Here is a 14,496-nt window from a genome sequence, read left to right as displayed (position 1 = left end):
TTCCCAGTTGCACGCTAAAGCGCGGCTCTAGTCCCCAGTCACAAGCTATGTGTGAGGTAACTATATCATGCCAACAAATCGCTCAAATGACCATCTGATTAAGTGTCAGCGAGCCCTAGACCGCCTTGCCCAACTTGCCAGGAGCCAATCCACACGCCCACATTCCTATCCTCGTCCCATCACTGAGCGAGAGCGAATCCTGATCGATCTATACAGCTACTGCCCATTGTCCATGACCCCCCAAGAGTTTTATGGCAAATGGCAAGTTAACCAAGAAGACATCGGTAACATCTGCTACCGCTCAACCCACGCCGTAAACACCTGGCTCGCCCAAGGTCCTCGCTATAAATCTCCCTCTTCCGATTCCTTACATCATCTCGCGTTAATGGACTTTCTATTAGAAAATTTTGAAGCAATTCCAAAGGATTTATTGAATCGACTCTGCTCAAAGGTTAAAGTTTAAAGAATGAAGAATGTAGAATTGAGAAGGCAGAATGGTGAAGGAAGAATTATAAATTTGTAATTATAAATTTCCAATTCTAAATTATTAATTCTTCATTCTAAATTCACCATTCCAAGAATTTATCAAATTTTAAGTATCCTCAGGTGCGACCCGTGGCGAATTTAATTCTTAATGGGTCAAGCGCACCTAAGAACTTTGCTCACCAGAAGCTAGCTGCTGATTAACCACAACCATAAACTCCTCTACAGAAGCAATGGTAATTGCCTGTCTGTGCAACATTGTCAACATCGAGTCATCTTTAATTTGGTTGATTGTTTCCACCAACTCCCTAGGCACATCTTCAAAACGAACCCGAAGTACTTCCAGCAAAGATTCTCGACCCTTTTGTATAACCCCCTCTTGACGAGCAAGGCGTTCAAAACTAGTAACGTAACGCATACTACTCTCCTGTTCATAACGTCTAATTTCTTCTGTAAAGCCGGTTTGCCAGTTATCCGGTAAACTAATTAGCCAATCAATTAACCGGAATAACTCTAGGATATCTTGCCTGCCATAGCCCCGTTGATACAAACGTTTAGCAACTCGTAATTTAATCTGATATCGTTGCTCAACATCTTGTTTAGTTTGCTGATTGGCCAGATGAGCTGCCACAATTACAGCAAACGGATTGTTACTTTCTTCCAACACCTGGGACGAATAATCCAGCAGTTTCACAATCGGGAAGCGCAACAACACCTCACACCCCCAAATAGTGTAACTGTATTCATTCGGTCGCCAGGATCTGCTTTCATCAGCTAAAACAGCTAAACTGACTACTTGACGCCGATATTTGTCAAAAATGCGGTAATTGTACACATAAATCCTCTCAGCAAACACGGATTCGTATTGACTTTGGACTTCCACATGAATTAATACCCAGGTTTCCTGGCCATCCCTGCGCCAAACCTTAACTAATTTGTCTGCTTCCCTAGTGCTAATTTCCCCATCCCGAGCTATCTGTTGGAATTCCTTGTCCAGAAATTCATAGCCTTTGTCCCAGTCAATATTTTCCTCAATTTCGGGGAATAAAAATGCCATAAAGGGTTGGAAATATAAGGAAATTGCCTCTTTCCATGGATTATCGTAGTCTGCACGTTGATTGGTCATTATTCATGGAATAAATTAAGAATTAAGAATTAAGAATTAAGAATTAAGAATTAAGAATGAATAATGAAGCCTGAAGCCTGAAGCCTGAAGCCTGAAGCCTGAAAAAAAATCCAAGTCTCAAGTCTCAAGTCTCAAGTCTCAAGTCTCAAGTCTCAAGTCTCAATTCTCAATTCTCAATTCTCAATTCTCAAGTCTCAAGTCTCAAGTCTCAAGTCTCAAGTCTCAATTCTCAATTCTACATTCTAAATTCTAACTTCTAACTTCTAACTTCATCCCATCGCCCCCAACGTTTTCAGAGTTGCTTTCTGTGCTTCAGTTAACCCTCTAACTCCAGTAATATTCATAGCTTCATAGAGTCTAGGAGTTCTCAGAATTTTCAAACACTCCCCTGTTTCTACATCCTTTAGTCTTACGGTTTGGTCTTGAGACCCACTGGCCATAATTTGACCATCTACACTGAAGGCGACTGAAGAGACCAGATGGCTATGTCCGGTGCAAATGTCAAGGCACTCCCCTGTGGAAACATCCCAAAGTCTGACCGTTTTGTCAGCACTGCCACTGCTTAGGGTTTTCCCATCGGGACTGAAAGCAACTGACAATACCCAATTGGTATGTCCCATCAAGGTTTTGCAGCACTTACTCTCACCAATATCCCACAGCTTCACCGTGTGGTCTGTACTACCACTAGCCAAGAGCTGACCATTGGGACTAAAGGCGACCGAGTGGACTCGATTACTATGTCCGCGCAAAATTCCTACACAGCTTCCGGTCTCACAATCCCATAGCCTCACCGTGTGGTCGGCACTGCCACTGGCTAAGGTTTTCCCGTCATTACTGAATGCTACTGAACATAGTCTATCGGTATGTTCTTGAAACGTTCTGATGCAGTGACCTGTGCTGACATCCCACAGCTTGACCGTGTGGTCGGCACTGCCACTGGCTAAGGTTTTCCCGTCACTACTGAATGCCACTGAAAATACCCAATCAGTATGGCCATGCAGTGTTCTCATGCAGCGACCTGTGCTGACATCCCACAGCCTGATCGTATTGTCTGTACTGCCACTGGCTAAGGTTTTCCTGTCACTACTGAATGCCACTGAATAGACAAAGTCAGTATGTCCGGGCAAAGTTCTGATGCAGCTACCAGTATCATAATCCCATACTCTCACCGTGTAGTCGTTACTGCCACTAGCCAGGGTGTGACCGTCACTACTAAACGCGATGGGCATTGCCCAATCCGTATGTCCATACCAAGTTTTCAAGCATTGACCGGTTTGATAATCCCACAGCTTCACCTTTTGGTCTAAACTCACACAAACCAAGGTTTTTCCATAAGGACTAAAGGCCACTGAAAATACCTGATTGCTGTGTCCATGCAAGGTTTTCAAACATTCATTGGTGCTAGTATCCCAGAGCCTAACGATGTGGTCGCCACCGCCACTAGCCAGGGTTTTGCCATCTGGACTAAAGGCCACTGAGTAGACACCACTACTATGTCCAGTGTAAGTTCTTAAGCAGCGACCTGTGCTTACCTCCCAAAACTTCACCGTGTGGTCGGCACTGCCACTGGCTAAGGTTTTCCCGTCACTGGTGAATGCCACTGACCCAACGCAATCCCTATGTCCAGTGCCAGTGTTCAGGCATTCACCAGTGCCACTATCCCAGAATCTCACCGTGTGGTCGTCACTGCTACTGGCTATAGTTTTACCATCTGGACTAAAAGCAACGGATCTAACCCAACTGCTATGTCCGGTGCAAGTTTTGAGACATTCTGCAGTTGTGATATCCCAGACTTTCAAGGTGTGATCGCCACTGCTAGTAACTAGGGTCTTACCATCTGGACTAAAAGCGACTGAACATACCTCATTACTATGTCCGTTACAAGTTTTCAAGCACTTACCATCACTGACATCCCAAAACTTAACGGTGTGATCCGCACTGCAACTAGCTAAAATTTTACCATCATGGCTGAAAGCAAGGTCTCGTACCAAATTGGTGTGACCTTCACACATCAAAACTAGTTTACCGCTTGGTACTTGCCAAAGGCGAACCTTCCAATCTGTATCACAGGTTGCTAATACTTTACCATCTGGACTGAATGCTGCTGATAAAATATTTCCTAAGGTTTCCGTAAATAATGAGCTGGTTAAGTCAGCATGGGCGAAATTGACATTGTGTAATTTAATCCCCTGTAGGTTAGCTTGCCAAACTGTTAGATTAGAAAAGTCATAGCTGCTTAAATCCACCTGTAATTGGCGCAGTATATTAATTATATTGCCGCAGATATATGCAGTATATTGAGTTATTTTTTTAACCGTGGAAGTTGGGGAGCGCACCATTGAGATAATTTCTAGCAAGTGATTGGTGAGCTGTTCTGTGCAACCAAAACTGGCGAGTAATCTCTCAATAATCGGTTCGAGAATTAGACACACTTGAGTATCCCAAACATACTCAGGGGCAGTGGCTTTGACTAATGCGTGAGTGCGCAACAGAGCAAACTTTTGACTAGTAATTTCCTCAGGAATCTGCTCAATTAATCGATTAACCATGTATTCCATCACTACAGGTTGTTGGGTAAACCCAGCCGAGGTTTTCTCAATTAATGAGCGCCGTTGTAGAGACCCTAAAGACTGTAAAATGTCAGGAGCGCATCGGTGGCAGACAACGTCCTGTTCCAACTCCTTAAAAAAAACCGGTTCGCGATTAATAGCTAGCCAGTACATCAGGTCTTGTTGTGTAGCACTCAGGCGCTGAAACTGCCGGTCTAGCAAATCCCGAATATCATCAAAAATGAATGAGCCTTGCTTTAAAAAATTCAGGAACTGAGCAATATTGCCATAAAAAAAGTCTCTGACCACACAAGCCACCATTTTTAAGGCTAAAGGATTGCCAGCATAGTGCTCAATCACGGTCAGCCACTGGGTGTCATCCCCAGCAAAATTTCCTTTTTCCTTCAAGATTTCCTGTCCATCGGTGTCTGATAACCCTTTGAGTGGGAAGCAGCGAATGGGTAAGTTTTCCCCCTCCAGGATAATCAAGTCCTGGGGTGGCTCCCGAGACGTCAGTAATAGACAGCTGTGGTGGGCGGTTTCACCAATACTTCTGAGCAGCTCACCGTATTCAGCATATCCTTCTCGATAACTACCGGTGCGATCGCCACTTTGCAGAATCGACTCAACATTATCTAGAACTAGCAAGCAACGCCCCCGTTGTAAATACCGAATCAATCGCAGAATTTTGCCATCCACAGAGGAGGGTAAATTGGTTTCCTGCTGTCGAGACAGAAATTGAATCAGGTCTGCCAGGAGTTCTTCTAGGGGAGGCGCATTGCGTAGAGTGCGCCAAATCACAAACTCAAATTTATCTTCCAGAAGATGGGCTAAGGTCACAGCCACAGAGGTTTTACCAATTCCCCCCATCCCTAGAAGTGTCACCAGGCGGCAGTTGTCCTGAAGAATCCATTGCTGTAGGGTGTTGAGTTCTTCAGTACGACCGTAGAAATCTCTTAGCTTTGGTGCTTGTCCCCAATCAACACGTCTAATTTGAGCTAGATTGGGACTCTTGCCGTTATTGATTTGATCTGGCTTAATCTGATCTGGCTCAACAACCTTTTCCCAATCAACCCCTACAGCAGTACAAATAGCAATGAAGTTGTCACAGCGAATCGGTTGTCTGGCCCAAAATCGGTTTAAGGTTGCCCTAGAGGTGAAGGCACTGCTACACCAAACTTCTGCGGTTTTGTTCCATCTTTTCAGGCGTCTAGCCTGGTCAACCCATTTGAGTCCTAATTCAGAAGCTCGCACTGAATTCTTCATAGCCCAATCTGCTTCTGCTCACTATCCACGCCAATTGTTATGCCAAAATCTGAGAGTACCATGAAGTCAATCTGAGACAATTGACATAATAACCTTAAACAAGGGCACAGGTAACTTCGGATCTTAGAACAGCAAGGGTTTGAGGAATTTTAAGTTTTTTGAACACAGTTAATATAATTTAATAGCAGTTCTCAAATCGGTGAGGGACTTTCGTCCTAGGGAGTAGGGAGTAGGGAGTAGGGAGTAGGGAGTAGGGAAGTCAGCAATCCGGCAAAAGGAGCCCCACATCTCAATACGTAGTATGAGTGCTTAAAGTTACCGTAAGATAGTGGAGCTTTTATGATTAGTCGGTTATGCGCAAAAGGGTTAAATCTTTTGTAATAAAGCTCCACTATCTAAGGTTTCGTCTCCAGGGAGGAATTTTGCACAGAGCCTTTCGGAGTGGGGAGGCGAGCTATAAAGCTTCTGAGTAATTCGGAGTAAGTCATCCCCCTCCTGTCAGCCTCTTCTTGTAACTGCTTTTTCTCGAATTCGGTAACTCTAACTACAAGCTTTTGAGTTTTCATATTGGGTTGACACCTGTCGCTACAATTGTTAGACTAATAATAGGTCGAAAAACAGGAGAAGTCAATGAGAACGGCATACCAATATCGGTTGAGGTTAACCAAGTCACAAGAATTAGAAATAGAGAGGTGGTTAGATATGTTGCGCCACCAGTACAACTATTTACTTGCTGATAGATTCAATTGGTATGAACAAAACCGCTGCTCTATTAACTCCTGTCCTTTGACCTGTTACTTACCAGAGCTAAGAAATAATCCTGATTACTTTTCCCAAAAAAAGACTCTCCCTCAGCTAAAGAATGACAGACATTGGTACAAAGCTATTCATGCTAATGTATTGCAAGATTGCGTCAAGAGGGTAGACCTAGCTTTTAAAAGGTACTTAAAAGGTGACTCTAACGGAAAGAGGAGTGGGAGACCCAGGTTCAAGAGTAGAAACAGCTACAAATCTTTGACTTTTTCTGCTTTCTCTAAAAACCCTATTCAGGGAAATAAATTGAATCTGCCAAAGTTCGGATGGGTTAAAATGGTCTACCACAGGCCAGTTCCGGATGGATTCAAGATCAAGACTGCTACGGTTACTCGAAAGGCTGACGGTTATTATGTAACTTTGTCTTTACAGGATGATACTGTCCCTGAAGTGCTCCCAATAGAGCAAGTATCAAATCCTGTTGGCATAGACATGGGTCTCAAGGCTTTCTTAGTTAAGTCTGATGGTTCAGAGGTACCAATTCCTAAGTACTACCGGAAGGCTCAAAAACGACTAAAAAAAATTCAAAAAGTTGTCAGTAGATCAAAGAAAGGTAGTAGCAACAGAAAGAAAGCTGTAGGTAAACTGGGAAAAGCTCATAAGAAGGTTGCTGACACTCGAAAAGATTTTCATTTTAAGACCGCTAAAAGTTTACTAGATAACCATGACTTGGTTGCTCATGAGAAGCTAAACATCAAAGGTTTGGCTAGGACTAAACTAGCTAAATCCGTACTAGACGCTGGATGGGGTCAATTTCTGTCTATATTATCAAGCAAAGCCGTTCGCGTAGCGTGGCCTACGGCCATAAATGCTGGTTTGGTCACAGTTGCAGTAAACCCCCGAAATACCAGCCAAAATTGTTCCAATTGTGGAACAAAAGTTCCCAAGAAATTAAAAGACCGCATCCATTCCTGTCATTCCTGTGGTTACACCGAGGATCGTGATGTAAATGCGGCAAAAAATGTTTTGAAGTTGGCGGTGGGGCATCCCGTCGGAAATAAAGCTTACCGAGTATCCGTTCGCGCAGCGGAGGCGAAAGCCGATACCAGTAGGTGGAGTTGGTAAGAAGCCCACACTGTAATCTACGATTCAGTGTGGGAGTATGTCACAAGAGGAATCCCTTAATCAAGAGGGTACGGAATTGGTAAAAAATCTTGTTTACCTCATTATATCATGTTCGGATAATTAGTGATAAAAAACCTGATCCGATGAAACCTTACTCCTTTACTTCAGCATAGCTGCCTGCCCACCTTCCGGGCGGGGGTTTAGGGGGGATTCCCTCTGCCTTCGATTCGGATCTTAGTATAAGTATTCAGGACATGAGCTTACTAGGATAAACGCTATATGTCCAGTTAATTATAGCATTTTAATTTGAAACTATGATTTATATAAAAAGTGATACGATGATTTTTTGGTGTTATGATAAATAGTGGGGTTGATGATATATTTTTCAAGGCTATATAGCAGTTATAAATTGGGTGAGGGACTTTTGTCCTAGGTTAATGGTAGTAGGGAGTAGGTAGTAGGGAGTAAGGAGTAGAGTAGTGGTAAAGATGTAGTGGTTTTGCTACAAAAAAATCCTATCGAAGAAAGCCCATTTCTGACACTAGGCACCCTGACACTAGGCACCCTGACACTAGGTCAGAAACCTAAAACCTCAAGCCTAAAGCCTAAAGCATTCTAGGGGTTTGAAAAATTTTTGTTAACTTTTTAAACCACTAACCGACTCCTGCAATTCCTGAGCTACGGCTACAGTTGAGGTTAAGGAACTTGAAATTTCCCTAGAGGAATCAAAGGTGCGTTCCGAGAATTGAGCCATCTCTTTGATCAACATAGCAACCCTCTGAGTGGTTTCGCTTTGGGAAACACTCCCCTGGGAAATGGCTGCTACTAGCTGCTCGATCTGGCACGAAGCCGACCTCAGCTGTTTCAGATTCTGCTTAGCTTCCTCAACTCGACTTGTCCCCTTCTCCACCACAGCAGTGCTCTGTTCCATTACCTTCACTAATTGAGACGTTTCTAGGTCGATCTCATCTACTATCTTGTGAATTTCCTGGGTAGCTTTGATCAATTGGTTGGTAAGCTGATTTACTTCTTTGGCAATCACGACAAAACCCTGAATCCCATTACCAGACCGCCCAGCCTCAATCTCAGCGTTAATAGCCAAAACATTGGTTTGGACCAAGAGCATGTTGCTCAAGGCAACCACCTTAGCAATCTTCTCGGAAGATTTACCTAGCTGGTTCACTCTTGACGTGGTTTCGCCAATCGTGTCTCGCAATTCCAGGATACTCTCCTGAGTTAGATGAATAGCACTGCTGCTAGCTTCAACAGTGGTTGCAATTCCATCAACCACCCTCGCCGCCTGATCAGCATTCTCAGCCACTGCTTGAATCGAATCGGTGATTTGCTCCACTGAATCCAGGGCGTGATTGGTTTCTGAAGCGTGCTTAAGAGCATCTTCTGCTAGTTGACCGACTACCACCTCGTTGTTTCCCAGTAAGGTATTGACTTCAACCGCTGAGTTGTTGACCTGGGTTACGATAGTTTGCAAATTTTCAATAATGGTGTTAGAATAATCAGCAACTTTACCAATCTCATCCAAAGTCAGGTCAGAGCGCACTGTCAGATCTCCTAGTGCTGCCCCTTGCAAATTTTCAAGCAGTACCAGCAGTTGCTCCTGGAGTGCTTCTTTTTCCTGTCTTTGCTCTTGAGAAATTCTTTCCGTCTTTTCCAGGAGATTAGCCTGCTCTACAGCAAAGCCCAATTGAATCGCCACCTGAGTCAAAACGTTAATCTCCGTTTCCTGCCAAGCTCTTGGCTGTGAACATTGATGGGCAGCCAGAAAGCCAATCAAGTTCCCTGCCACGAAAATCGGTGCCACTAAACTTGCCTTAGCTCCAAGCAGTAGAGAAGTTTGGCCAAGCCTCTCTACTTGGGACTGCTGGTAGTAGGTCAACTCACCCTCAAGATTATCAATGGCTAGAACCTGATGTGACTGGTAGTGATCAACATCCTCTAGGGCAAAATCCAACTCTTCCTTCTGTGTTTCTGGGGTAACAGAGCCATCCAGAGTTACTGAAAGGCCAACCATTGAGCCTTTATGATTCTGTTCGAGGAGGTAAATGATTGTGCGATCGCACGAGAGCGCTCTTTTAATTCCCACCACCGTAGCTGCGAAAATCTTTTCCCGTTCTAGGGATTTAAGCATGCTAGCGGTAATCTCATTTAACGTTTGGGAAATGTCCACCGTGGCTTGCTGCTGTTCCAGGAGCAGGGCTTGGGTGAGGGCATCACCGATTTGTCTAGTTAACTGCTGCATTAACTGACGTTCTGACTCCTGCCAAGGGTGGGGTTTTGAGCAATCATTCGCATACAACAAGCCGAAAAGTTCACCCCCAACTATAATTGGGGCAACTAGGCTGGCTACGACACCAAGGCGTTCAAGGAACTGGCCAGGAGCACCAGTTAGAGTAGCTTGTTGAAGGTTCTCGACACTCACAAGCTTCTCCAACTTAAACTGTCTAATTTCCCCGGTCGTGATTGGTTCATAAATAGTTTGCCCTAGGGCTTCAACCATACCAGAATCTACGACCTCCGCTGCAATTATCCCGCTTTTGAAGTCAGGATTAAAGCGATAGATAAACACACGGTCTGTCTTGAGGGCAAGGTGTACCCCATAAACGGAAGTTTGTAGGATATTGTCGAAGTTTAAGGATTGCTGAAGCTGGTTGCTGACTAGCGCTAGTGTCCGCGCCTGTTCAGTTTCTTGTTCTTGCTCCTGTAATCGACCTTTGACCCGTGTCACCAGGTTATTAAAGACTTGAGCCAATAGCTGCGTCTCGGTAGCACCAACAAGCTCCGCCTGAACGTTCAGGTTGCCTGCAATCACCGCCTTAGCAGTATTAGCCAACTGACCCAAGGGTTTTGCTAACTGATCGGATAAAGCTCTCACTACCAAGGTAATAATAATGCCCAGTAGCACGAACACACTAGCAAAGCCTATTGCCGCTTTTCTACCCGCTGCTCTGAGTTCACTAAGTTTGATCGAGACGGCCACAGTCCAATTGCTATCAGGAACTGCAACCAATATATAGTGCCTGCTATTATGATCAAAGGTGGCCAGCTTTAAGTTTGGGAAAAGTTCTGAATTAGCTGACTTTATGGTCAGTCCCTTCTGCTGCACTGTTTGCCCAGTTTTAACAGCTTCGAGCAAAATTTTTACGTTCTGTACAACTACTTGATCCTTTGCCCCGAGCAGTTTCTGTGGCTGGTCTTTACTCTTCCCTTGGTAGATGGTATCAACAACAGCCACAGTGTCGTCTTTATTCAGGGCTAGTAGCTGCATAGATTGAGAATCCCCAATTTCCAAATCCTTCAGCAGGTTTTTAAATATGGTGCTGAAAACCGAGGCAGGCAAAACTCCTCTAACAACCCCTAGGAATTCATCAGTTGCTGGGTCTGTGATCGCTTTGCTGAACTCAATCACGAACCTATCGTCAGTGTGATCAAATTTCGTTTTAATCACCTGCTGACTGGGATCATTTTTTGCATATTGCCACCAGTATTCATCCCGTTGGAGAAAGTCAGGAGTAGGACTGTTGTAAGCCACATTAAACCCGTGCTTTTCGGTGAAAGATATCTCGGCAAACTCATACATTTCTGTAGTTTTACGTAAGTAATCATTGAGAGCTTGATTTGGCTGGATTAACCGGGTAGCCGAGAAAGACTCTTCAACCTCGTCGTAGGGTAATTTGGAAAGGTTTTGATCTTGAGAAACTTTGGCTGCAGTGCTAGCCGCCTCAACTACTAGAGGGCTAGCTGCCAAAGTAGCAGGTATTCTTTTTGCTTCCTCCAAAAATATATAGAAAACTCTGCCCGCAACTAGGGTTTCACTCTCTAATAGTTGCTCAGCTTGCTGTTGGGAGCTGCGGGAAATAGCACTGTAGCTGAATAGTCCAGCCAGACCTAGAGGGGTTAAAACCGCTGGGAGAATGGTCTTCAATAATTGAGTGCGCAGATCATTACTTTTCCTTTGTGGTTGGGAATTGTTGGAATCGGTGGGTTGACTTGATTGTTGATGGTAGTGCTGTTGTCGATCTTGGGTTATCCCTTGAGGTATGACTGGTAATTCCCAGGGTAAGTCTTTTGAACAATGCATAGGACTGTGACTATTTTTCCGATCAGGATAACTATAGGGTTTATAAACGAGTTGTGAAAATCCATAAACCAAAAATTCTTGGTATTACAGGAATCTTGGCCGGGTGAGAGTTCACAACCTATTTATAATTTATAGATTGACTACAGTTTTTAATGTAACCATATTTATCTAGGAATTAATCTCAGTCAATTAACTGAATTTTATGCCTTAAGAGTTACGCCAATTTAATTAATATACGCTATGGATAGTAGTGATATAGTCATATCTAACTCTACAGGTAGAGTTTTTTGGAGTTTTTGTGTATGCTCGCAACTGCTGACAGTAAAAACTAAGGCTGGCTAAGAGATATCTAAAACTTCATCGAAACTTCATCGAAAATTTATCAAAGTATCCATCAATTGAAATAACTCTTGCTAAATAAAAAATAAGATATATTTTAAATTATTTTTATGATTCTTATTATTGAAGAATTTAATCGGTTTTGATGGTTAAAAATCTAGTAAACTCAATAAGTTATCAACAGACAATAATTCATCTGTTGACTGGTGTATCTATTGCTCTTATCCTAGGGCTTACCGCCTGCGAGAAGAAACAGTCTGCAAACCCATCAGTGATACCCGTTGATACTTCCCATCAACAAGTGTCGGACAATACTGTCCGGGTGGGTGTGCTGATCATTGATAGCGTGGATTCTGTCAAACAACGGTATCAGCCACTCCTAAACTACCTCTCTGGGGTGATTAATCGCCCTTTCTCCTTAGTACCTGTTACCCAAGAAAGTCAATTCATTGAAGTAGCCCAAGGTAATTTGCACTTTACCACCAACAATCCTCTGGCAGCTGTGCAAATCCGTCGGCTCTACGATACGGAATTTCTACTTACCCACTCTCGACCTCAGGTGGGTACAAAATTTGGTGGTCTGATCATCGTCAGAAGCGATAGCAATATCTACAAGCTGAAGGATCTGCAGGGTAAGAAGGCAGCCTGCGTGGCTTTTCAAACGGCGGCGGCTGGCTGCACTTTCCAAATCTATCATCTGCTTCAACATGGTATTGACCCGTTCCTGGACTTCAGCAGTTTTGTGGAAAACAAATCACAAGACAAGATCGTGCTTGACGTAGTCAACGGCAAAATTGATGTTGGGTTTATCCGTACAGGTCAATTAGAAAAGATGCTCAACCAAGGCTTGTTGGAAAACCTGGAACAGCTGAGAATCCTAGATTCGGCTAAGGACGAATTCTTCTATACTCATACCACCCAGCTCTATCCCGAGTGGCCAATTGCTGCGGTTAAGGGTACTGACCCGCAATTAGTCGCAGCAGTGACTGAAGCGCTTCTGAATATCCCAGCAAACCATCCAGCCCTCGTAGCTGCTAAGATAGAAAAATTTTTACCGGCAGAGGATTATGGCTCCCTGGATAAGCTGATTGAAACGTTGACGCTAAAAAGTTGGCATGCTAATAGGGATCCGTTTAGGAATTCTGGGAACAGGCAACAGGGAGTAGGGAGTAGGGAGTAGGGAGTAGGGAACAAAAATTCTCACCATTCCTACACGGATTGCTATAGCATTTGTATTTGAGATGTAAACCGAGAAGGTGTTATTTTATTTTACTAAAAAACTCTGGAGCTCTTGCCCCTCTTGCCTTCCCCTCCTGGGAGGGGTTAGGGGTGGGTTCCTCTTGCCTCTTGCCTTTTTCGACAATCTATAACTTTACAACTTGTTTTAAAACTCTATATTATAGCAATCCTAAATCAATTGAGAGAATGTTTGTTCCCTGTTCCCTACTCCCTGCTCCCTGCTCCCTGTTCCGGTGATCCGCTGTTCCCTGTTCCCTTTGCTATAGCAACCCATTCTAGATTGAGTAAAGTACTAAGCCTAAAATTCCAGCAATCGGGATAATTAACAGCACCTTCACGCGGAACCGCCACATGGCAGCTAAAGCTGCGGCAAAGATCACCAGGCTGCCAACATGAAATTCAGCACTCCCAGCTACTACAATAGCAGCGGTAATGATCATGCCAATGACGGCAGGACGAATTCCTTTGAGCGCCGCCTGAATGACTGTAGATTCTTTGATATGTTTCAATAAGTGGGAACAGGTTACCATCAGCAGTCCTGGTGGTAAAAAAATTCCTACTGTTGCTACTATTGCTCCCGAAATCCCTTTCACCACATAACCGATGAAGGCAGCGCTGATCAGAATTGGTCCAGGAGTAATTTGTCCGATTGCGATCGCATTAGCAAATTCTGTCTGAGTCACCCAACCGTAATTATTCACCACCACTTCTTGAATCAGGGGAATGAACACGTAGCCTCCACCAAATAGCATTAGGCTCATGCCGGAAAATGTGACGAATAGTTTCGCGAGGCTGGTTTCCCCCAAAAAGGGTAGGGGAATCAGAGAAAGCAACAGAAAACTCAGGAGGATGAGCAAGGTGACTGACAGCTTCAGCCAGGAAATCCCCTGAATTGACTCCTGAATCGGTTGAGCTTGGGAATTCTCCTGTCCCGACTGCTTAGTGTCACCTAACCAAAGCCATCCTACCAATCCAGAACCCACCACGACTAGTACAGTAATGTAGAATCCTCCTATTACCTTGAGTAGGACTGCCGCTATCAAAGCAATCATTACTTCCCGCCAGCCTTTGATCGCTTTTTTGCTCATGCGCCTGGCGGCACTCAAGATAATCGCCGCCACCGCAGGAATAAATCCCGCAAAGGCTTTTTGAAGTGCTGGAATTTCCCCGACCTGGAGATAAGCAATGGTGAGACCAATTACCAGGATAAAAGAAGGGAGCAACACACCGATAGCACTGACTACAGCTCCATTAGTCCGCCGCAAGCGATAGCCCACATAGGCTACTACATTAGCAGCAACTGGGCCAGGTAAAACAGTGGCTAAGGAAATGCCATCTAGCATATCTTCATGGGTGAGGAGCTTGTGCCGCCGCACCATCCGATTCTCAACTACGGAAATCAGAGCCATGAAACCGCCAAAGGCTGTACTTCCGATCTTGAAAAAGTTCCAGAACAGAAACCAAAGGGATACCGACTCGGGATTTTCCGAGTTTACATGCAGTTTTTTTAACATAGTCAG

8 protein-coding genes are annotated in these 14,496 nt (G+C 44.2%); 4 read left to right on the top strand and 4 right to left on the bottom strand.

Features of this window, described 5'->3' with window-relative positions:
• Positions 1-67 precede the first annotated feature (67 nt).
• Complete coding sequence (locus F6K51_RS10700; RefSeq protein ID WP_293020178.1) at positions 68-463, top strand: hypothetical protein; 396 nt, start codon at positions 68-70, stop codon at positions 461-463.
• A 186-nt stretch (positions 464-649) separates the two neighbouring features.
• Here the strand turns inward: F6K51_RS10700 and F6K51_RS10695 are convergent, their stop codons facing one another.
• Together F6K51_RS10695 and F6K51_RS10690 are read right to left on the bottom strand one after the other, a co-directional pair.
• Positions 650-1,609 (bottom strand): transposase, encoded by a 960-nt coding sequence (locus F6K51_RS10695; RefSeq protein ID WP_293020177.1) that lies wholly within the window; start codon positions 1,607-1,609, stop codon positions 650-652.
• 269 nt (positions 1,610-1,878) lie between these two features.
• Positions 1,879-5,424 carry an NB-ARC domain-containing protein gene (locus F6K51_RS10690; protein WP_293020176.1) on the bottom strand — a complete coding sequence of 1,182 codons (3,546 nt, stop codon included), beginning with the start codon at positions 5,422-5,424 and terminating at the stop codon, positions 1,879-1,881.
• A gap of 630 nt (positions 5,425-6,054) precedes the next feature.
• Here F6K51_RS10690 and F6K51_RS10685 point away from each other — a divergent pair.
• On the top strand, positions 6,055-7,302 hold the full coding sequence (locus tag F6K51_RS10685; RefSeq protein ID WP_293020175.1) for a transposase: 1,248 nt from the start codon (positions 6,055-6,057) through the stop codon (positions 7,300-7,302).
• Between the two features lie 637 nt (positions 7,303-7,939).
• On the opposite strand, the gene F6K51_RS10680 is transcribed toward F6K51_RS10685, so the two are convergent.
• Positions 7,940-11,398: a GAF domain-containing protein gene (locus F6K51_RS10680; RefSeq protein ID WP_293020174.1), complete on the bottom strand. Its 3,459-nt coding sequence runs from the start codon at positions 11,396-11,398 to the stop codon at positions 7,940-7,942.
• A gap of 484 nt (positions 11,399-11,882) precedes the next feature.
• Here F6K51_RS10680 and F6K51_RS10675 point away from each other — a divergent pair, with 484 nt between their 5' ends.
• Entirely contained in the window at positions 11,883-12,917 is a 1,035-nt protein-coding gene (locus F6K51_RS10675; protein WP_293020173.1) for a phosphate/phosphite/phosphonate ABC transporter substrate-binding protein, read from the top strand.
• Positions 12,918-13,066: 149 nt separating this feature from the next.
• Positions 13,067-13,213 carry a hypothetical protein gene (locus F6K51_RS10670; RefSeq protein ID WP_293020171.1) on the top strand — a complete coding sequence of 49 codons (147 nt, stop codon included), beginning with the start codon at positions 13,067-13,069 and terminating at the stop codon, positions 13,211-13,213.
• Positions 13,214-13,251: 38 nt separating this feature from the next.
• On the opposite strand, the gene chrA is transcribed toward F6K51_RS10670, so the two are convergent.
• Positions 13,252-14,490, bottom strand: coding sequence for a chromate efflux transporter (chrA, locus tag F6K51_RS10665; protein WP_293020170.1), 1,239 nt, complete (start codon positions 14,488-14,490; stop codon positions 13,252-13,254).
• Between the last annotated feature and the right edge of the window lie 6 nt (positions 14,491-14,496).

Origin of the sequence: Moorena sp. SIO3I8, from assembly GCF_010692325.1 — a bacterium.
GTDB lineage: Bacteria > Cyanobacteriota > Cyanobacteriia > Cyanobacteriales > Coleofasciculaceae > Moorena.
The sequence above is the reverse complement of the archived record's forward strand: the minus strand, read 5'-3'. Positions and strand labels throughout refer to the sequence as shown.

Bases quoted from the DNA above. Each gene is read 5' to 3' on its own strand.
- F6K51_RS10695 (WP_293020177.1), bottom strand. From the start codon at position 1,609: ATGACCAATCAACGTGCAGACTACGATAATCCATGGAAAGAGGCAATT.
- chrA (WP_293020170.1), bottom strand. From the start codon at position 14,490: ATGTTAAAAAAACTGCATGTAAACTCGGAAAATCCCGAGTCGGTATCC.
- F6K51_RS10690 (WP_293020176.1), bottom strand. From the start codon at position 5,424: ATGAAGAATTCAGTGCGAGCTTCTGAATTAGGACTCAAATGGGTTGAC.
- F6K51_RS10680 (WP_293020174.1), bottom strand. From the start codon at position 11,398: ATGCATTGTTCAAAAGACTTACCCTGGGAATTACCAGTCATACCTCAA.
- F6K51_RS10685 (WP_293020175.1), top strand. From the start codon at position 6,055: ATGAGAACGGCATACCAATATCGGTTGAGGTTAACCAAGTCACAAGAA.
- F6K51_RS10675 (WP_293020173.1), top strand. From the start codon at position 11,883: ATGGTTAAAAATCTAGTAAACTCAATAAGTTATCAACAGACAATAATT.
- F6K51_RS10700 (WP_293020178.1), top strand. From the start codon at position 68: ATGCCAACAAATCGCTCAAATGACCATCTGATTAAGTGTCAGCGAGCC.